This window comes from Collinsella aerofaciens, from assembly GCF_015557435.1.
Classification (GTDB): domain Bacteria; phylum Actinomycetota; class Coriobacteriia; order Coriobacteriales; family Coriobacteriaceae; genus Collinsella; species Collinsella aerofaciens_Z.
Window position 1 is genome coordinate 1 of the sequence record NZ_JADNOH010000010.1, and the last position, 20359, is coordinate 20359.

Here is a 20359-nt window from a genome sequence, read left to right on the forward strand (position 1 = left end):
AAAGAAGCTGCGCCGCGGGGGAGGCGGCCCCAATGGCTTTCTCATATCGTCTTTTGTTATTAGAACTTTTCGCGGCAAGTTGGGATTCTTCTACGCATGCGAAGGTCGTGAAACGCTATCTATAAAAAAGTCATGGGGTTGGGGGCTACATTTTCCAGCCGCGTGAAAACGTTGTGTATGCAGCACTAATTCGTTTTAAAGCCATGAGCGTGACGAGTAGAAAGTTAAGAAGAAAGAAGGCGGCAAGACAGAATAACAACCTGGAAAAAAACTCATTGATGTTCTTGGTCAATGGGGCAATGCATAAAAAACCAACAACTAAAAGTCCATCCAAAACAACCCACATAGATATATGGAAAGATTCGTCAACCAACGTAAACTCGCGATCGAGTGGCTTTGGATCTTTTTGAGAGCCCATTTGCAAGCGCAATTGAAAGAGAAGTACGGCAACACCACACATAAGACCAGAAATTATAGAAATGCAGCTAATAAGATTCGTTATTAAATCTTCGCAGATAACCCAGCCATCAGACCATTTAAAAAATAGTGCCACAGATAGCAAGGCAGGAATAACAAGTTGCACAGTAACATCACCGGGCGATATCTTATTAGTTCGGTAATCGCGGAGTGTATCAATATATTTTATTAGAATTGCCCAGAAGTTTATTTTGCCCATACTATCGACCTTCCGGAGTAACGTAATAGACTATTTGTCTCTATTGAAGACGTCCTCTGCTCTAGCGAAGCTATCAAGACAAACGGCGACAAACTCATCATCAGAAAGTGGCGGCTGTCCAGATTCATTTAACACTTCAGTTATGGGAACTGCAAATTCTTTATCAAGCATAAACGTCTTAGTTTTTCCGTCACGTTGCTTTAGCGTGGCTAAAACTTCTTCTCTGCCAGAATAGTTGCTTGTAACACCAAAGTACTCCGCGACGGCATTCTTGTCTTTAATCATATCAATTGTCGATAGAGGGATGCGAAGGCCTCTTTTATGCTTAGCTACGAATGATATAGTTCCTACGTTTGCCACTGTACTGTCTTCAATGTTTTTGGAGGGGCGATAACGCCTAAGTTCGAATTGTTCTACACCTGTAAATGCGTCTAATGCAGACCTTTCCTGCACTCGCTCTGATTTTAAGGATATTCCAGTAGAATGACTGGCAATATAATTCTTTAGTGCTGTAACGGGCACTGAGGCTCCTCCGCCATTTGGAACTGATTCGATCCCAATCAGCGCATAGCCAAATCCAGGGGTACATTTAATAAGAAGTCTAGAAGGAACCATGCCGGCCATTTCTTCTGTGTAGGAAATGCCGCTATCGGCCTTTGTTCTTGTATCAACGACATCAACCCGAAGTCCTGCTCGACCAGATTTCAGATTGATCAAAACACTGTCATTAATTTGTCTATAAGAATCAAACTGTATGAAGCGCTCGCCTTCATTCACTTGAAAAGGAACATTGCTGTCGTTTACAAAGCTGAAAATGTAGTCCGCTAGAGGCCTATCACCGAAATTCGAGACATCAAGCCTTTCCTCTTTGTGTCTATAGGTGTTCGCCCAAAGCCTATAGACAACAAGTGAGTGCATCGCGAATAACCCGGGCATTAAAGCATCTCCTAAAGCAATCAAATTAACGTTGGAGTAATTTTATTCCTGTTGATGGTCAATTAAAAATACTAAGATGCATGTTAAGTAAAGAGTTTTCAGCGTAGGAAAATACCATTTCAACCTCCCGGTCTAGTTAAGATATTTTCCAATAGGCCGTCTATGTAACATCAGCGACTTCGGACGCTAAGAAACCCTTCTCATCCAGCGTACGTTCGCGTATGACTACGGACATGCCTTGCCCATCACAAGCTTCATGACATTCTTGAATAAAGCTGAAGTTTATGACTATCGGGTGCACTCTTCATCGTAAAAAGGTGTACCCAGCCCGGTAGAGCATTTTCGAAGCGGGCGCTGTTACATAACAATTTAAATTTACTTTCTGCAACGAGGCCTTTACGGACCACTTGGTCTGACCAATCTCCGTTGTCTGCACGATTGCGACAATCTGCTTTAATTAGCCTCATTCATCAGTCGATTACAAATGTAAACCAGCTTCTCGCTCTTTAGAAGTTGATTGAAAACACGGTCAAGATCTTCATCGTCTTGTATTGTGACGTTGCACGGCTCGGCCTCTTTGAACTTATAACGGTCATGGATCTTTTCAAGATCGTTGCACACGCCTCGGTCGATGGACATGACGACAGGGTACGACGGATCGAATTCAATGGTGAATACCCTGAATCGATATCTATCCGAACGAATCTCGAAGCAATAGGAATTCTTCTTGTACAAGTCGTCTGCATTCATAAGGTCGACTTTTGGAGTTTGATCTAATGCGCTGGCAGACGCTACGTCTTGGAATACCTTGGACATAGCACTAAGCGCCTCCAGCGTTGGGGACAATGTTATGTTGATTTCAGAAGTTTGAGAAAAAAGCCCTTTAACCTTACCGTCAGATGCCTGCGACAACAACTTGGCCTGTTCATTGAAATACGGAACGATATCTCCTGTTGACTTTTGTTGGGGTTGAGAAAGCACCTCTACCCAAGGATTTTCACCGGAAGACATAAATAACTCACCTAACTCAAATCGATATCAACTAACAGCGGCAAATGGTCGCTTATCTTGCTATCAGGGCGTACTTTTGCAATCAGATTCTTCTCCCCTATTTTCTTTAGATAGCTGTAAGAATTAATACGGTCCATCAATTCGGGGCTCACCAGTGCTTGGTCAAAACAGTTCCAAATAGGACTGGTGCAATCTCCAGAGTAGTAAAAGGAACCGTAGTTTTCCGACTCCTCCGACAACCAATGAACTGTTGGGTTATACAGAAAAGGGTATTCGTTTCCACACCACGTTCTTGTAGCCTTATTTCTTACTATTTCCTTGAATAGCATTGCGTTAAACGCGTTAGGGAGAAGCAATTCCTTATCGTATGGATTTGCGTTTAAGTCACCCATAACGATTGTCTTGTTAATTGATGCCTTGAATTCGTATCCGTGAATTACATCCATCATTTTGCGAATATCCAATAATCGTGGTTCCGGATCAGCCGAAGACATACGATCAACAAGATGAGCCGCGGCAACAACAAAATAGGTTTCGCCCATTTTCATTGGTAACACGGTAAACCGAGATTCCTCATAGCACTCAAGTACCTCAATGGACTCTCGAGCAAAAACTATTACTTTGTCACACCCACCGTGGCTAATTGGGCGATATCCAGAACTCATTAACAACTCAGCAGAAAAGTCAGTGCCAGAAAACTCAGCAAAAGCAGCAACACCGATCTCTTCCTCTCGCATAAACGTAAGGGCAAGATCGGCATTGTCTTTCTTATTTATGTTCCAAAAGAGCAGCTTCATAAATCAGCTCGAAGAAATCTGTTGGGCCAACACGTTAATAATTGCATATTAGCATGGCCATTCCATATGTGTTCTGACATGTACGGATGATCCCCGGCTTGGCATGGGCGAGGTCAACATGCACAGCTGAATCCCAGGACCTTTCGACACCGCCTATATTGCGGATCGGCGCCGACGTCCACCCTGCCTAACATTGCCACTCGGCATCGCGATTAAACGCCCCGCCGCGAGCCCCGTTGCGCTCGGGCTACCATGCACTTGAGTGAACGAGGAGGTTCCACATGGCGGGAAGGACCAGGGCCAGGGAGACCCTGAAGCTTAGGACTGTGAACGGTCTGTCGCAGAACGCAATCGCCCGCACAGCCCACGTCTCGGAGAACAGCGTCCAAGACGTGCTGGAGACAGCGAGGAAGCGAGTGGTCGCTCGACAAGCCAGACAGCGAGTTCAGTTCGATGCTGCTGGAGCTGTGGCACGGCAGACCGCCTCCACCGTCTTCTGCACCCAGATAAAGAAGTAGGACTGGCACCCGAGGCTCGGCGTCGGGGACCAATCGAACGCGGTCAAGGATAGGATGGTACACAACATGGTCTGGGTCAACATGCGGCAACGGCGCGATGCCGCATGTTGACAAATAAAAGGCACCAGAGCCCATGACGACCCCGGTGCCCAAACGTAATGACGCCAGTGTTGTTTCGCGACGTTCATCAGTGCTCAAGCGAGCACATACTCATTCGACATAAAATGACAAAATAGCTGCAACGATATAAATACGTACACGCAGACCTAAAGATGCTTGCAGATAATATCGTACGCTTCCTTCTCCTTACGATCGATATTCATTGAATAGGTGCCCTCGTATTCACAAGGCGGGTCAAGTTCAAATAGATTGTAAAAATCATTCGGCTTGCCACAGTAAACCGGAGAGTCATTCTGTAAGGGACGCGGCTTATTGCGAAACTGGTCGCCGGTAATATCAACTACGGTGCCATCAGTAAGTTCAAGCCACGCATGTGACTGCGAATCATTTGTTGAGCAATCACGATACGTTCCAGATACATACTGCGTTGCTATGCCCTTCTCGGCTAGATACCTTTGGAGTAAATCACTTGTGTATCCGCAACAACCGCTTGGAAAGGACCCAATTACAGTACGACATAGTCTGTCGGCCTCTAGAGCTCGTTCAATCGCCTTACGAAAATCGTTCGCAAAGGACCTCACGAGCTTCGTCTGGTTGTCTAAGATGCCGCTCAATATGTGCCTCCTTTAATACGAAAAGGGCTGGTACTAGTTAGCTTACGATTAAGTCTCGCAGATTCTCAGCACTCATGTATTTAATTATGAGTGGAGAGTCTATGCGATTAGAAGTAGTGGACATAGCCCTATCCGATTAATCGCGGACTTTCGACTTAAGCCTGAGGAGTTCTCCTCTTTTCTTTAACGGTGAAAGACCGCCAAGGACCGACGCAAGAAAGGAACCGCGCTAACGGAATCCAAGCAAACGCCGTGACTGCATCACTATGAGAGATTCCGCCCCCGTCCAGCGAAAACAAGAGCAAAATGGTAGACCCGTATTCTAAGGCGCACATTAACAGGTACGATACTAACGACAGAAAGGATATTTCAAAACGTCCGACAAACGCAGGCAAACCAAATGTCAAGACTATCAATAACGGTGAAATCAACCACATTAAGGAGCGAATAAACCGTATAAACAAATAACGAAAACCCCTCAATGACAGCGAATGACCCTTAAGCTCTGTCCTAGCAATTCCTATCACATCAAAGGCAGTTTTGAACCACGTCGAGTGCTGCACGATTTGAGCTTGAAAAGAAGGCGGGCATTCACATCTCTCCAACACTGAGATAGGATGGATATCAATTCCTTGATTGAATAAGCTGAAACTAAGGCAAATATCTTCACACCAGTGTTCGTTCGTGAATTCAAGCTTGTCAAGAACTTTGGAGCTCATAACTAGACCGTGTCCGACAACATATGGAGTTGTCAAAAGGGAGGGAAATAGACTGCCCAGATAACCGACCTTTAGCTCAAAATTGGTCTGATAGAGCGAGAAACCTTTCATGAGCCCACTAAGGTGACCGATGTTCGCGGTCATCGCTGAATACTGCTGTATGACAGGAAATCCAGCCAGCATGGCTTGCTGGAAAGCAAGTGCCGTCCCAGGGGCGGGTTTGCTATCAGCATTGTAAATGAGACAGTAATCCCAATTCCTATCGAGGTAAGCCAAAGCATAATTTAGCTGATCAGCCATGTATCCATCACCGGGATATTCGCAGACGGAAACGTTATGCCCAGTATCATCTGCAAAACGGAAAACAATATCGGCAGTATTCAAGCCGTTAACAGGCTTCTCTCTCTGGCAGGTCACAACGACAACCTTAGCGCCAATCGAAGCGAATTCGCCGCAAACCGAGTTCAATGTAGAATAAATTCGTGCCTGCTCATCAAGACAAGGAATTAGAATGAGTAGCTTCGGCTCCCTTTCAAGAGGATTGAAACTTACGGCTACCGATCGATGTAACACGCTGCAAATAGTCCGTGTGAAGGATCTCAGTCCAAGAGCTATCTCTATAACGCCTACAATAAAGCACAACATGACATCAATGTACGGCACAGAGGCTCACTCCTTGTACGCAACGGCTTCAAGCACATACTTCTTTCGTCCATTGCACCGGAAAGACCCTTTATCAAGCACAACGTTGGAAAAACAAGACAAGCAACCCTTCAAATCATCCGTATCGAAGTAATGCTTCCGCTTGCCATTCGAAGACAGCACGTAGTTCTTACTGAGTTCCTCAACGGTATCGTTCAATTTATTGATTTGATATTCCCTGTCGTCATTCACTCTCAAGAGAAAAATGCCGCCCGGTTTAAGGACGCGATGCACATCGGCGTAGATTTCGGCAGTCTTTTCAGAAGAAAAATAATGAGAACTTAGGTTTGATACCACGGCGTCGAATGACCCAGCGTCATAAGGAAGGTGATTAGACATATCGACACACTCAGTAGCTACGTCTGGCATTGCCGATGCAACCTTTTTAATAGCCACGATAGAAATATCCGTCGCCAGGACATTAAATCCGGCCTTGCTCATAGCGGCGGCGCACCTCCCATCGCCACAGCCAAGTTCTAATATGTCCCTGTAACCTCGCGACTTGAAAACCCCCAGATAGGAGTCAATCCAGTCGGTATCGTAGACGTATTGCTTGCCGCCGCTGAAACGTTTATCCCAAATCGTCTGTTGTTCAATCATGATTACACTCCGTAGAATTCCATAACCTGGTGTTCCAAATCGCTGGCATCGCTGAAAAACACCCTACCATCGACCAGCTTGAGTGACAGTAGCTCCATGAGGAACGAGTGCTGCAACGATGTTATTCCGTCATCGAGCCACACGTCGGCAAGGGCAGTATTTCTCTTTGCACGCCTGCTTCGTCTTGAGTCAAGATCGAGATCCAGCAAGGCAATCTTGACTTCACCAAACGCGGCAATGCCGAACTCATCAATCAAACCGACCATCTTCCGGCGGGCGTAATCAATATCGCCAAACATGCCTTTGGTCTTCCCGAAAGCATAGGCAGAAGCCATAATCGAAAGGGCCGATTTATCGAGAACTACATCCCGACCGCGTTGAGCAGCTGCAAATGCCTCATGCAACTTAATGCTTTCAGCATCGAACAGAAGATCCTGGTTGTGTCTTTCTTCATCAATAGAAGAAGGAACGCGCAATATCTCCTCACGCGATTTACCGAACGACCGCTCAAGATAGCGAACCCCTTCGTCAGCAACAAAAAAGCCGTATCGCTCGGCAAGTAACTTACACAGCGTTGTTTTGCCGGTACAGGAAACACCCTCAATTATCAACATATAAGTCCTCCTTGCCGATTCCGGCGTATAGGGTCAAGCGTCTACACTTCAACTACTTGAAACATTGGGGGTAAACACGAAAGAATTTGTTACAGTTTAGACTCATTCTTAACAGTAGATATTCATCAGCCTCAGCCTGCTGAAATATGAATCCTTTGTTAGCGATTCTCCCTTTCATATTGGCAAATTAGCAATAATATCCTTAAATCTTCCTCCACACCATCTTGTCCACGACGCCGGTGTAGCTCTGGATGATCTTGACCACCTTGGTGGACACGGTCTCGTCGGCGTAGTCGGGCACGGGGGCCTCGGGCAGCGACCCCTCCGCGTCGAGCTCGACGGCGGTGTGGACGGCCTGGAGCAGCCCCCTCTCTGAGATGCCGGCGAGCGTGAAGCATGCCTTGTCCAGGGCCTCGGGGCGCTCGGTGGAGGTGCGGATGCACACCGCCGGGAACGGGCGGCCGACGCTCGCGAAGAAGCTGGACTCCTCGGGCAGGGTGCCGGAGTCGGACACAACGGCGAAGGCGTTCATCTGCAGGCAGTTGTAGTCGTGGAAGCCCATGGGCTCGTGCATGCGCACGCGCGGGTCCAGTTTGAAGCCGGTGGCCTCCAGGCGCTTGCGGGAGCGCGGGTGGCAGGAGTACAGGATCGGCATGTCATATTTCTCCGCGAGCGCGTTGATGGCGGTGAACAGGCTCGTGAAGTTCGCCTCGGTGTCGATGTTCTCCTCGCGGTGGGCCGAGAGCAGCATGTAGCGCTTGGGCTCAAGGCCGAGCTCGGAGAGGATGTTCGAGGCCTCGATCTTATCAAGGTTCGCGCGAAGGACCTCCGCCATGGGCGATCCGGTGACGTAGGTGCGCTCCGGGGCGCAGCCGGTGTCCTTCAGGTAGCGGCGGGCGTGCTCGGAGTAGGCCAGGTTGACGTCGGAGATCACGTCGACGATGCGGCGGTTGGTCTCCTCGGGCAGGCACTCGTCCTTGCAGCGGTTGCCCGCCTCCATGTGGAAGATGGGGATGTGCAGGCGCTTGGCCGCGATGGCGGACAGGCAGCTGTTGGTATCGCCCAGGATCAGCAGCGCGTCGGGCTGGACCTGGACCATCAGCTTGTACGAGGCCGCGATGATGTTGCCGACCGTCTCGCCCAGGTCCGCGCCCACGGCGTCCAGGTAGACGTCGGGGTCGTCCAGCGAAAGGTCGCAGAAGAAGATGCCGTTCAAGGTGTAGTCGTAGTTCTGCCCGGTGTGCGCCAACAGGCAGTCGAAGTGGCGGCGGCACTTCTTGATGACCTCGGACAGGCGGATGACCTCGGGGCGTGTGCCCACGATGATCAGCAGCTTCAGACGGCCGTCGTTAGAAAAATTAACTTTAGAATTATCGTTACTCAACATGAGAGCCCCATTCATTACAATTTGTTATAGCTGATATTTAACGCGAATTCATGCTTTTAGCGGTTTTTTGATATCTTGCGATTACGGATAAGCGGTAGATAAATACCGACACCTCGGCAGCACTTGTCGCGAGGCACATTGTATAGACATTAAAATAATCAGTTACAACAAGAATGATAAGTGCAAGCAGCTGAACGCAGAGACCAATAAAATTTGAAAAATTTGCCCTTGATGAAAGGCCTAGAGGGACAAGCACGGGAAAACAAATAACGTACGACGGGAATATCACCATTATTGCTGGAAGTAGACAGCGCACTATCATGCCGGCCTCTACATAGCTTGGTCCAAAAACAAATTCGCAAATTTGATTCGCATAGATATACAGCACTGCAGCCCCTACAACAATAAAAGGAGTTGTAGTAAGCAATATTTTCTTAACAAGCCTGAAATCTTTGTTTTTAACCATATACGGATATAGGCTATCCGCAATAGGGGAAACGATTGACTTAGAAACGGACAAGAATTTTTCTGAGGCAGAATAGAATCCAACAACTGGCAAGCCTGCGTAGAACATATTGAGAACAATTGGATTTGCTGTTGAGTATACCGTGGAAGAAATGCGTGAAAAGAAAAACGGTAAAGAGTCCTTCGCAAGTAACCGCACCTCGACAACCGTGGGGCGGTGAAGATGTATGCCAAAGACTCTACGATCATACCTAAGACATACCGCTAGCGCCGTAACATTTCCAACTAACAGACAGATCGGAAGCGCTAAAACGTCACTGTCTGAGTGGAGAAATATAAATGTGCACGCAGTTGCAAAAGCGCGTATCGCTACAGTCCTGAACGTTATGACTTTCATGCGCTCAAGCCCTCGGTATAAATAATCAGGCAGCATCGCAGCAGCGACATAAGCTAAATAATAGAGAGCGTAGAGTAGGAAATATCGGCTATGGTATGGAGACGAGCAGCATGCTACCGCCAAACAACATCCACAGATAATAGCTGAAATGCCTTTTAGAGCGAACACATTGCCATAAAGATGTGAAAGAAATACAGTATCTTCAGCATACTGTGCGACTTTTGATGTTGCAGATAAAAGAATTCCAAAATCTAGCACAAGCGACATAAACGTCATAACAGAAATGGCGACGCCAACGACACCATAAGTTTCCGGTGTAAGCACGCGTGTTTGATATGGAATTGTGATCAGAGCGAGAACTTGAGATGAAAACGTTAGAATATACAGAAATAACGTATTTTTAAGAAGTTGCTTCTTGGAATTATCGATCATGAACTATTGCTTTCAATTTAATGAGACGTCCACGTACTACGTTGGGAACTAAATACTTAACGAGTCTTTTGAGTTTCTTTTTAATTGTACGAGAAGGTGTGACATCGGCAGCAACTGACGCGATGCCCGTCTCATGTATCCGCCTGTATACGTTGTCTCTCAAACCAGGTCGAACTACTGGATGTGAAAGCTGAGCATTCAATTGAATTTCCCGTTGATAATCAATAGGAACGAAGGTAAAAAGGCTCTCTACCTCTGACCAGAAATTTCTAGCCTTTTCAGTGTTTAAGGAAATTGAAGAAAGCTGAACCCAGGGATAGAACTTTGGGTAGCAATTCGATGACGCGCAGTCGCCAATGGTCACATCACCAACGCGTTCAGAACTGGCGTATTTACACGTATAGCAGCTTTCCCTATTTGCTGACCCCGTAACAAACAGCGCCATATACGGATCGTCAAATTCATCTCGTCCTTTATATCGCAAACCGGGCGCATTAATATCAACTGAAAAAGTCGTTCTCGCAGAGACGTCTTTCCTTCTGAATGTAATGCTTTGAGCTGGTTTTCCACCAGTAATTGACTCGACATGGTCTTCCCATACCCTCGGAGAGGGTACTCCATGACAAATCAAATCCATCGTAATCAGATTGTCATATGCTTTTCCCAAATATGAAATCAAGCCAGCAACCTGACAAGGACATCCTGAGAATAAGACCCTTCTACCAGATTTAAGACATTTTTCAATTTGACAATATATTCCCTGACAATCGCTTTGAACGTACTTTGATTTCTGAAGAAACGAAATTTCATTTGAGTTAGTTATAAGGCGATGATAAACGTGCCCAGTTGAATCAACCGCTGCTCCGACTACGATTCCTCCATGATCGACAACATAGCGTGCGCACGTGGAAAATACACCGCCCGAACTGCTCTCATTTCTCAGCTGATGGTCATTAGAAAATGCTGCATACATATTTGAAATTGGGCGCAACGTGCAGCGATAGACAGCAGGGCATACTCTGAGGCATTTACCACAAGCAAGACACGATGCACCGTTTATCGAGGGATAAACAAAGCCTTCCGCATCTGGGACCATAGAGATTGAATCGACAGGACACGCATCGGAACATGCAGCACAGCCAGTGCATGCTCTACCCACGCATGAAATATCCTGATTACTAGTCATTTAAGGCACCCTTAATCCACGACATGCATCGAGAGCGCTCCTCGCAAAGGGCTGATTCAGCATAGCTATAGTCTAAATCGATACTAGGAAGCTCACATGCACTTTCAGCCAGCATGCGATTATCCATTCCAACTAAATTAAGCAAATCAACAATTCGGGCACGATTACCTCGAATAGGTTCCATAGCGACGAACGGCTTACCCATATTCACTGAAAACGCCGTTCCGTGAAATGAATCAGTAATCACATATTGAGCGTGATCAATAAGCCAAACGAATTCCTCTGGGGTCATACCCAATAGGAGCCTATCGAAAACCTTATCCTTAAAGGTATTGTTGCTAAGTCGCCAAAGAGGCAGTCCCGAATTTATTGAGAAACGCTTCCAAAGTTCCATTTCTTTATCGGTTCTGCTCGCGAGATTGAAAACCAGAATGTATCGTTCATTCCCTTTAAATCCTTCGGGCTTTTGGGAAAAAGTACGCCAATATTCACGATCAAGAAGTAAAGTTGGATCGAGACACCTAAATACTGGCTTATCCGTCAACGGCGCGATTTGCTCTACTGCATGAGCTTCTCGCACGCTTATCGCATCGAATTTAGTAAGGTACTCTCGAATTTCTTGTTGCTCTATCTCGTTATAGATATGACTACCGAGACTCGAAGCAAGTGAAAGACGGCGAGTTGCTTTGCCGAATTGAAGAAAAAAAGCGGGCTCAATGCCGCCGGTAATAAAAGGATTCCAAACCTGATCGCTGCCGACGATTAGCGCATCAGCTTCAATATCAGCCATTTGAGCACACGAAGTATACACCCGTTCCGTTCGAGGGAGCCTCGAATGGAATTTTTTAAAAGCGCGCGCATGCAGCTTTGCACGCTGGAAAATGGTATTTTTGGCCGCTGCTATAAGGCCAGCTTTAAAATCACCATCCTTGATGAGCTGGAAAGGAGTCTCATTTCCTTTTCGCTCATAAGGATTAATGAAATTGAGAATCTCCGCCTTGCAACCAACATTCTTAAGTGCTTCTAGAGTTGCAAATGCTTGCAAACATGCGCCATAGCTCCACGTCATGTGAAAGGTCAGCAGATAGTTGTTATTCGACATCAGATATCCTTTCTAGGGATTAATTCATGCGAACAGATTGAATAAAGAAGAACAAATGCGTAGACAAGATGTTGATAAGGAAAAAATCCATTTAATAGCAACGGAAATAAAATGAAAACGGTGAGGAGTACGGCTGCACCCTTATTTAAAGAAGCGAACAACGAATGAAATAAAGCACATAAGCATGCAAGATATAGGCAAAGACCAGTTAGGCCAAATCCATACAGCAACATTACCAAGTCGTCATGAGCCCAAATATAAAGACTGAGCGCACGTTTATTGAGCTCATAGATTGTTGAAAAAGCGTTTCCAAAAGCTATGCCCATTGAACCAGAATTAGCCCATGCCAGGATATCTGTGAGCCAAATTTCGTTTCTACCATTAGTAATTGCGGATAGCAGCGAGTCTGCGTATATATTTCCGCTAGCAAACTCAAATTTATTAGCCATTCCAGACTTCAGAAATACGGCCTCTCCAAAAAATAAAACAAGGAGTAGCAAGGCAGCTTTAGTCCATTTGTAAGCAAATAGATTTTGAATGAGTAGCAGCAAACAAATAAGAACTGGCACAAGAAACGTTCGGGCGCCAGTCTCCAGCGTCGCATATATGATGACAAGCGAGCACCCGCAATATACAGCCTTAGATCCATTAGTCCGAACGAGAAAAATAATAAGGACAAGCAAAAGAGTACATATAGACGCAAGAGTGTGTTCTGTATTGCATAGCCCCTTAAAGTAGGGGGCTTCTCCCCATGCGACAACATAACCAGTGCCAGTTGCAAGTAGTAAAAGAAGAAACATGGATGAAAAGATTACGACAACAGATATATAAGTTCGATATTGGAGCAATGCTTCTAAAATAGATGTTCGAAACCTAGGCGAACATATAAGGGAGATCATCAACATTGTGCTTGCGAGATACACCAAGTCGTTTAGCTCCTGAGAAGCGCTTATCATAACAAGAGTTGAATGGAGTGACAGAAGAACGAAGCAGAGCAGGCCCAAATAGGACAGATGTGATCTGCGAGTTGAAACCCATTCAAATATAAGTAGAACTACAAGAGCGAATCCAAGAATCTTATTAATAGGAATAGAGCCAAGAGCACCTTGAAGTAAAGTAGTCACAATATACGTTGCAACAATCAATACAATTGGTCTAGCCGCCATTCCTGTTTCGGAGACGATATTTTGATCGGCGGCATTTAGGGCCTTTGCCATTGAAATCAAGCTATCAACTCCCTATATAGAGCGAATAGTGTTTGAAGATACGCCTGAAATGAGTAGCATTCACGCACCTTGTTATATATACGGCTTCCCGCAACCGATATCGCTTCTGGATTTGACAGCACATTCACGAGCGTGTTCGCAAGCATTTGAGTGTCCTGGGCATTTACTAGCCAACCTGAGTCTCCATTATCGATAATCTCGGAGATTGACCCGACTGATGATGCGATAGAAGGGATCCCATAAGCTGAAGCCTCAAGAAGCGAAAATGGCATTGCCTCGTGATGAGAAGGCAGTACGTTTAGAAGATATTTCGAAAAGAACTTACGATTGGGCTCTACGATGCCGCAATATTTAACACGATGAGAAAGATTTCGTTTTTCAATTTCAACTTGAACCTTGATGTGATCCCTACCGCACAGTTCGAAAATTAGTTCTGGGTCAAGCTTGTCATCGATCAGAACGAGCGCATCCAATAAATCCAAGACGCCCTTGTCCTTAGAGATATTTCCCAGAAATAAAACTCTAGTGCGGCCCGGCGTGTATAAATTCTCATCTGGACAAGAAACGGCATTGGGAAGAATTAATACACGCTCACTTGGATAATCCAATTTTTGGAACAAGGGGTTCAGATATGTTCCTAGGGCAATGATGCGATCTGATTTTAATAGCGACCAATCTATCAGCTTTTTCATATGACTTGAGGACCGAGATCTAATCTTTGCCAAGTCACAGTGAATGTGAAGTACGACAGACTGTCGATATCTTTTAGCTAGGAATATGATAACGCACGACCTGATCACGCTCGCATTATCAGCCATGTGTATATGAACAATTCCTTCGCCGGTTGAAAAGCGTTTTCGGGCCTTTAAGAGCGCGCTTACAAAACAACGGATCTTTTGAAGGGCATTTCCCTGATTGGTCGTTATTAAATAGCAAAAATCAACTTGCTCGCATCTATCTAGCTCAAAAGAAAGCATGCGCGTTAGCGTACTAATGCCTCCTAAACAGCTCGGATCAACACCAAACATACTTAAGGTGCCAAACTCCGTCTTATTCCTAGTCATCAAATCGTCTCCCGATTAGACGTGCGGGAACCCCCCCCCAAATGCAATTTTCTTCATAAGGGCTACGAACGACGAGCGCACCAGCAGCAATTACTGTTCCATCGGGAATATGCACACCTTTTAAAATCGTAACGTTTGCCCCAATCCAAACATCGTTACCAACAACAATGTCTTGGTCATTACTGGGTAATTTTTCAGTTGGCCTTACAGCTCGCATAGGCTTGTCTTTGACATCAGTGCGATGATCACCAGAGATTAGAGTTATATGTGGGCCAAACATAACATCGTTACCGATAATTACTTCTGCGCCCGTTGTCCAAATTCTTGTATCGGGCCCAAATGACACATCATTACCGACTGAAATGTTCTCCAAGCCTTGCAAATCGCAACGCTTTCCAAGCGAGAAACCCTTTCCGCACCGTGCAAAAGACCGTTTAACGAGGGGCTGAACTATAGCTTTACGAGGAAGCGCTTTCACACTGCGGCCAAAACATAGAAGCGACCGCGAAAAAGAGCCCATGCGGCTAGACCTCCTCGTAGTAGGTGTCGGGGTTCTCGGGGTCGAAGGACTCGTTGGCCCACATGACCGTCACGAGGTCCTCGGTGTCGGACAGGTTGGTTATGGAGTGCGTGTAGCCCGGGATCATCTCCACGGCGCGCATGTCAGACCCAGAAACTATGTACTCGTCGACGGGGAACGGGTTCCCCTCGGCATCCTCCCCTACTTTCCTCAGCTTGATCGACGCGGTGCCGGAGACCACCAGGAACCTCTCCCACTTGCTCATGTGCCAGTGGTTGCCCTTGGTGATGCCGGGCTTGGAGACGTTGACGGAGACCTGGCCGCGCTCGGGCGTGCGCAGGAACTCGGTGAACGAGCCGCGCGCGTCCGCGTTGGGCCTGAGGCCGTAGGAGAAGTTTCCCGGCTCGTAGTAGGACAGGAACGTGCTCCAGAGCTTCTTGGAGAAGGAGCCCTCGGTGAGGTCGGGAACCGACAGCGTCTCGCGGCTGTCGCGGAAAGTGCCCAGCAGGTAGACGATCTCGCCCAGGGTCTTCACGTCGGTGTCGGGGACGTAGCAGAACCCGTCGCCGTCGACGCGCTCGATGCCCTCGTAGCCGCAGCGGTGCTCACGCCCCAGCAGGGCGCCCAGCATCTCATCCACGAGGTCATCGATGTAGAGGAGCTCCAGCTCCACGGAGGGGTCGTTCACGGTGTAGGGGCGGCCGTTCGCGACGGCGTCGCAGAAGGTGGCCACGGCGGAGTTGTAGCGCGGGCGGCACCACTTGCCGTAGAGGTTGGGGAAGCGGTAGATGAGCACCGGGGCCCCGGTGCGCTCCGAGTACTCGCGGAACAGGCCCTCCCCCGCGAGCTTGGACTCGCCGTAGACAGAGCCCTCGAACCGGCCCGACAGGCTCGCCTGCGCGGAGCTGGAGAGCATGACGGGGCATCTGTTCCCGTGGCGCTCGAGCGTCTCGAGCAGCGCGGAGGCGAACCCGAAGTTGCCCTCCATGAACTCGGATTGCTCCTTTGGGCGGTTGACGCCGGCCAGGTTGAAGACGAAGTCGGCGCGGGAGCAGAAGTCCTCCAGCTCCCCGGGGGTCGAGTCGACGTCGTACTCCATGACCTCCAGGGGGAGGAGTTGCTGGTATTTGGCGCGGCGGTCCTTGCCGTCCCTTATGTTCTTCAGCGCGCAGCAGAGGTTCCTCCCGACGAAGCCCCTGGCGCCGGTGACGAGGACGCGCACCCTACTGCACCGCCTCGTGCTCGCGGCCCTCCAGGGCAAGCTGCACGTACTCGGCGGTCTTGATCTTGGCGATGGTGCCAGCAACGTCGAGCCTCTCGGTGTTGTGGGAGGTGTAGGACTCGTCGGCCTGGGTCTCCACCTCGCCGTCCACGACGAACTTGTCGTAGTTCAGGTCGCGCGAGTCGCAGGCCACGCGGTAGTAGCCGCCCATGTCCTCGGCCCTCAGGCGCTCCTCGCGGGTCATGAGGGTCTCGAAGAGCTTCTCGCCGTGGCGGGTGCCGATGACCTGCGTGCCCACGCGGCCGAAGACCTCCTGGACGGCCTCGGCGAGGTCGCCGATGGTCGACGCCGGCGCCTTCTGGATGAACAGGTCGCCGGGGTTGGCGTGCTCGAAGGCGAACTGCACCAGGTCGACCGCCTCGTCCAGGTTCATGAGGAAGCGGGTCATGTTGGGGTCGGTGACCGTCAGCGGCTCGCCTTTTCGGATGCGGTCGATGAACAGCGGGATGACGCTGCCGCGCGAGCACATGACGTTGCCGTAGCGGGTGCAGCAGATGGTGGTGCGGCCGGCGCCGTTGCGGGCGTTTGCGTAGATGATGGACTCCATCATGGCCTTGGACTTGCCCATGGCGTTGATGGGGTATGCCGCCTTGTCGGTGGACAGGCACACGACGCGGTCCACGCCCTCGTCGATGGCGGCGTGGAGCACGTTGTCCGTGCCGATGACGTTGGTGCGCACGGCCTCCATGGGGAAGAACTCGCAGGAGGGCACCTGCTTGAGGGCGGCGGCGTGGAAGATGTAGTCCACGCCGTGCACGGCGTCGCGGACGCTCTGGGCGTTGCGGACGTCGCCGATGAAGAAGCGCACCTTGGAGGCGAGCTCCGGCGACCTCTCCTGCAGGCGGTGGCGCATGTCGTCCTGCTTCTTCTCGTCGCGCGAGAAGATGCGGATCTCGGCCAGGTCTGTGTTCATGAAGTGCTTGAGCACGGTGTTGCCGAACGAGCCGGTGCCGCCCGTGATCATCAGGGTCTTGTCTTTAAAGGTGGTCGAATCTTTCATCTATTTGCCTTCCTTACGTTTGGCTTTTGTAAACTGGTAAAAGAGGAATTTCGTATTGGTTACGAGGTATCGTTTGAAAAGCCGTTTTGGCTCTTGAATAAGTCTGTATAGCCACTCGAGACTCAGGTTTTGCATCCATATCGGCGCCTCTGGCACCACGCCAGCGAGAACATTGAACGCGCCTCCAACGCCTATCATCAACGGTTGAGGGCCGCCTTTAAGCTCATGCATGAGAACTTCTTGGCGGGGCGCACCAAGAGCAATCCATGCGAAGTCAGCTCCTGAGTTGACGATGCGATTTGAAAGCTCGTGCTTTTCCTTGTCCGACAAAGGACGGAAAACGGATGGCTCCATTCCAGCAATTTTTAAACCGGGGAAATCCCTGTTGAGCGATTCTCTGAGGGCGTCAAGATTCTTCTGTTCATTTCCGTAGAAATAGTGACTCCACCCGTATTGACTGGAAATCTCAAAAATCTCGCGCATCAAATCCGGACCGGTAACGCGGTCCATCGATTCAAATGACTTACGGCCTACAACTGATAAGGGCTTGCCGTCGGGAACAGACATGACTGATTCCGCCTGGCAATCCCAATAGGAGGGGTCATCATGAGCCAAAACAGACGTGTGGGCATTAGAGACGCAAATGTACTCGCCATGGAGTTCATCGATATGTTCAGTTAGAAAATTAATGCAATCTGACATGTTCGTTCCCGTGATCGGAACATCGATCACGGGAACGCGATTCAACTCAGAGTATTTCGAATAGTCCTCGAGCATTAGCACGCACCCTTACCGGTGATGACCTCAATAACCGTGAGGACGACGATCTTGAGGTCGGTGATAACGCCTCGGTTGGCGATGTACTCCAGGTCTCGGCGGACCATGCCGTCGAATCCGGTCGAGTTGCGCTCCGTCACCTGCCACCAGCCGGTGATCCCGGGCTTCACGGCCAGGCGCTGCAGGTCATACTCGGTGTACTCCGCCACCTCGTTCGGCAGCGGCGGGCGAGGGCCCACGACGGACATCTGGCCCAGGAACACGTTGAGGAACTGCGGGAACTCGTCGATGGAGTGCTTGCGGATGAACTTGCCGATCCTGGTGACGCGCGGGTCCTCTTTTATCTTGAACATGGCGCCGGCGATCTCGTTCTGTCCCTTGAGCTCGGCGAGGCGCTCGTCGGCGTCTTTGTACATGCTGCGGAACTTCCACATGCGGAAGGTGGACAGGCTGCCGTCGCGATGGGTCTGCCCCACGCGGATCTGGCTGTAGAACGGGTTGCCCTCGCTCTCTAGGCGAATGGCCGCGGCCAGCACCAGGCTGGGCACGGCAATGACGGCCAGCACGCATCCGCTGAACACGATGTCGAACGCGCGCTTGACGGCGCGGTAGCCCAGGCGCGTGCGGTCCCAGCCCTTCACGGCCTGCATGGCCTTGTAGCGCATGCTCACGTCGCCGCCGCTCATTGCCTGGGCAACCAGCGCGGCCCCCACCGGCGCTCCTTCTGAACATTCAGTTTTATCTGACAATATTTCCTTCAAACCTACGTCCCCGCCCCCGGGGATCCTCCCTGTCCCGTTTAACAGTCGCCAACAGTTAGGCGATCGTCTTTTTTAGGTTTCGCATTGTGCGCTGCTCGGCTGAAAGCACGGCAAGGCCAACGCGGGTGGTTACGCGTCGGCCGCACAGATCGAGCTCCAAATAAGCAGTGCTCTTGCGTCTGTTAATGGTTTTGATAAGGCCTTCGTGGCCCAGCAACGGACCTGCCGTCACTACGACCTGGTCACCGTCTTTTAGGGCCTCGCTCATGGGCACTACGCGGTTTCCCGCATGAGTAAAACTGCTAATAAGCTGGGTCTCTTCGGTTGCCAGCGGCACAAACTGACCGTCCTGGGAAAGCACCCGAGCAAAGTCGTCCATGCGCAGCAGATACTGTTGCACGGTGCGAGGATCTGCCGTATCGCAGATAAGATATCCGGGAAAGAGCGGCTTTGTCGTATCGACCCATTCGCCGTGTACCTTTATCTCGGTTTGAAATTGGGGATAAAAGAGTTCCTGCATGGCGCCAGCCGGCGCCATACGCTCGATGCGCTCGCGCATTACGTCTTCGCGACCGTTAATGACCTGGATCACATACCACACGAGCACCACCCCCTTGCTGTCTTACGTGTGGCTCACAGGGTTTAGGTATGGCTTCGCCAGGGCGCTTGTGCGCGAAGGCACTCCATATTCAAACCCTGAGCCCAGTTAGACAAGCACGTGGCTCTGCCCCACCGTGAACGGTATGTATGCGTGCAGTTGCTAGAGACGCGGACGTGTATCGCAAAAAGACCGCGTCCCCAGCTGGCTGCGTGCGGCCCAGTAAAGCGGGTACAAAACTGGACCGCATGCAAACAGCTGTAGGACTGCTGCGATTAGTCATGAAATATCGATTCAAAGTACAGCTTGAACAAAGTCAAGTACAAACACTTTCGATGCGATACGCATGACGACGCTATTGGAGCTCGTGGTTTTTCTGGCACCGCCGTTACGGCCGGATGCTGATCGACCTTGTGCTTTGCGGCTTGCTGGAGCCGTGAGCACAGTTGAACTCATGTAACGCTAGGTATTCTAGCACAGCAGGTGGCCCGTACGTTTTGGGGTGTGTTGAGCAACATATTGTTTATTTGTCGTGGTTATGGGAGATATTGTGCCGTCTTGCACGCATTGCCGCAGGTTTATGGAGGTGTGTGGGTTGGCGATCACTGCCTGAGTTGTATTGCTGAGGGCGTGAATTGCTCAAACTATTAAGTTTGGCTAACAAACTTTGTACAAAACCGGGAAGGTAATTGCGCAACTTTTTGGGCAGCAGTTGTCGCAAAATTTGCGACAACTGCTGCTGCCGGCAAAATTTTGCAAATAAAAAAGGCCACTCGATTGAGTGGCCTTGCATTCACGATGGTGGAGACGAGGGGGATCGAACCCCTGACCTCTTGACTGCCAGTCAAGCGCTCT

21 protein-coding genes are annotated in these 20359 nt (G+C 49.4%); 1 reads left to right on the forward strand and 20 read right to left on the reverse strand.

The features are described 5' to 3' along the window. Positions 1-145: 145 nt before the first annotated feature. From I2G43_RS00910 to I2G43_RS00925, 4 genes are all read right to left on the reverse strand, one after another. The gene (locus I2G43_RS00910) at positions 146-676 is read right to left on the reverse strand and encodes a hypothetical protein (protein WP_195534739.1); all 531 of its coding nucleotides are present in this window, start codon (positions 674-676) and stop codon (positions 146-148) included. A gap of 30 nt (positions 677-706) precedes the next feature. Beyond that, complete coding sequence (locus I2G43_RS00915) at positions 707-1612, reverse strand: hypothetical protein (RefSeq protein ID WP_195534740.1); 906 nt, start codon at positions 1610-1612, stop codon at positions 707-709. 453 nt (positions 1613-2065) lie between these two features. Next, entirely contained in the window at positions 2066-2623 is a 558-nt protein-coding gene (locus I2G43_RS00920; RefSeq protein ID WP_195534741.1) for a hypothetical protein, read from the reverse strand. 11 nt (positions 2624-2634) lie between these two features. Then, positions 2635-3420: an endonuclease/exonuclease/phosphatase family protein gene (locus I2G43_RS00925; protein ID WP_195534742.1), complete on the reverse strand. Its 786-nt coding sequence runs from the start codon at positions 3418-3420 to the stop codon at positions 2635-2637. A gap of 281 nt (positions 3421-3701) precedes the next feature. On the opposite strand from I2G43_RS00925, the gene I2G43_RS00930 reads away from it, so the two are divergent. After that, a complete protein-coding gene (locus I2G43_RS00930; RefSeq protein WP_195534743.1) occupies positions 3702-3938 on the forward strand; it encodes a hypothetical protein in 237 nt (78 codons plus the stop codon). 889 nt (positions 3939-4827) lie between these two features. On the opposite strand, the gene I2G43_RS00935 is transcribed toward I2G43_RS00930, so the two are convergent. The 16 genes from I2G43_RS00935 to I2G43_RS10435 all read right to left on the reverse strand — a co-directional run. Beyond that, positions 4828-6054, reverse strand: a complete 1227-nt coding sequence (locus I2G43_RS00935) for a glycosyltransferase family 2 protein (RefSeq protein WP_195534744.1) — start codon at positions 6052-6054, stop codon at positions 4828-4830. A 6-nt stretch (positions 6055-6060) separates the two neighbouring features. Continuing rightward, positions 6061-6693: a class I SAM-dependent methyltransferase gene (locus I2G43_RS00940; RefSeq protein ID WP_195534745.1), complete on the reverse strand. Its 633-nt coding sequence runs from the start codon at positions 6691-6693 to the stop codon at positions 6061-6063. Between the two features lie 2 nt (positions 6694-6695). Then, positions 6696-7307: a hypothetical protein gene (locus I2G43_RS00945; RefSeq protein WP_195534746.1), complete on the reverse strand. Its 612-nt coding sequence runs from the start codon at positions 7305-7307 to the stop codon at positions 6696-6698. A 202-nt stretch (positions 7308-7509) separates the two neighbouring features. Then, a complete protein-coding gene (wecB, locus tag I2G43_RS00950; protein ID WP_195534747.1) occupies positions 7510-8694 on the reverse strand; it encodes a non-hydrolyzing UDP-N-acetylglucosamine 2-epimerase in 1185 nt (394 codons plus the stop codon). A 37-nt stretch (positions 8695-8731) separates the two neighbouring features. Further along, positions 8732-9988: an oligosaccharide flippase family protein gene (locus tag I2G43_RS00955; protein WP_195534748.1), complete on the reverse strand. Its 1257-nt coding sequence runs from the start codon at positions 9986-9988 to the stop codon at positions 8732-8734. Continuing rightward, the gene (locus tag I2G43_RS00960) at positions 9978-11174 is read right to left on the reverse strand and encodes a Coenzyme F420 hydrogenase/dehydrogenase, beta subunit C-terminal domain (protein WP_195534749.1); all 1197 of its coding nucleotides are present in this window, start codon (positions 11172-11174) and stop codon (positions 9978-9980) included. The genes I2G43_RS00955 and I2G43_RS00960 overlap by 11 nt, the downstream gene beginning before the upstream one ends. Next, on the reverse strand, positions 11167-12276 hold the full coding sequence (locus I2G43_RS00965; RefSeq protein ID WP_195534750.1) for a polysaccharide pyruvyl transferase family protein: 1110 nt from the start codon (positions 12274-12276) through the stop codon (positions 11167-11169). The genes I2G43_RS00960 and I2G43_RS00965 overlap by 8 nt, the downstream gene beginning before the upstream one ends. After that, complete coding sequence (locus tag I2G43_RS00970) at positions 12276-13502, reverse strand: hypothetical protein (RefSeq protein WP_195534751.1); 1227 nt, start codon at positions 13500-13502, stop codon at positions 12276-12278. The genes I2G43_RS00965 and I2G43_RS00970 overlap by 1 nt, the downstream gene beginning before the upstream one ends. Continuing rightward, on the reverse strand, positions 13499-14566 hold the full coding sequence (locus I2G43_RS00975) for a glycosyltransferase family 4 protein (protein ID WP_195534752.1): 1068 nt from the start codon (positions 14564-14566) through the stop codon (positions 13499-13501). Before I2G43_RS00975 ends, I2G43_RS00970 begins: the two co-directional genes overlap by 4 nt. Further along, on the reverse strand, positions 14559-15086 hold the full coding sequence (locus I2G43_RS00980) for an acyltransferase (RefSeq protein WP_195534753.1): 528 nt from the start codon (positions 15084-15086) through the stop codon (positions 14559-14561). Before I2G43_RS00980 ends, I2G43_RS00975 begins: the two co-directional genes overlap by 8 nt. 4 nt (positions 15087-15090) lie before the next feature. After that, positions 15091-16308 (reverse strand): NAD-dependent epimerase/dehydratase family protein, encoded by a 1218-nt coding sequence (locus tag I2G43_RS00985; RefSeq protein ID WP_195534754.1) that lies wholly within the window; start codon positions 16306-16308, stop codon positions 15091-15093. Between the two features lies 1 nt (position 16309). Next, complete coding sequence (locus tag I2G43_RS00990) at positions 16310-17368, reverse strand: polysaccharide biosynthesis protein (protein WP_195534755.1); 1059 nt, start codon at positions 17366-17368, stop codon at positions 16310-16312. Next, positions 17369-18145 carry a WecB/TagA/CpsF family glycosyltransferase gene (locus tag I2G43_RS00995; RefSeq protein WP_195534756.1) on the reverse strand — a complete coding sequence of 259 codons (777 nt, stop codon included), beginning with the start codon at positions 18143-18145 and terminating at the stop codon, positions 17369-17371. After that, positions 18145-18858: a sugar transferase gene (locus I2G43_RS01000; RefSeq protein WP_324249472.1), complete on the reverse strand. Its 714-nt coding sequence runs from the start codon at positions 18856-18858 to the stop codon at positions 18145-18147. Before I2G43_RS01000 ends, I2G43_RS00995 begins: the two co-directional genes overlap by 1 nt. A 103-nt stretch (positions 18859-18961) precedes the next feature. After that, a complete protein-coding gene (loaP, locus tag I2G43_RS01005; protein WP_195534757.1) occupies positions 18962-19516 on the reverse strand; it encodes an antiterminator LoaP in 555 nt (184 codons plus the stop codon). 635 nt (positions 19517-20151) lie between these two features. Then, a partial coding sequence (locus I2G43_RS10435; RefSeq protein ID WP_229071424.1) for a hypothetical protein occupies positions 20152-20359 on the reverse strand: 208 nt, incomplete at its 5' end.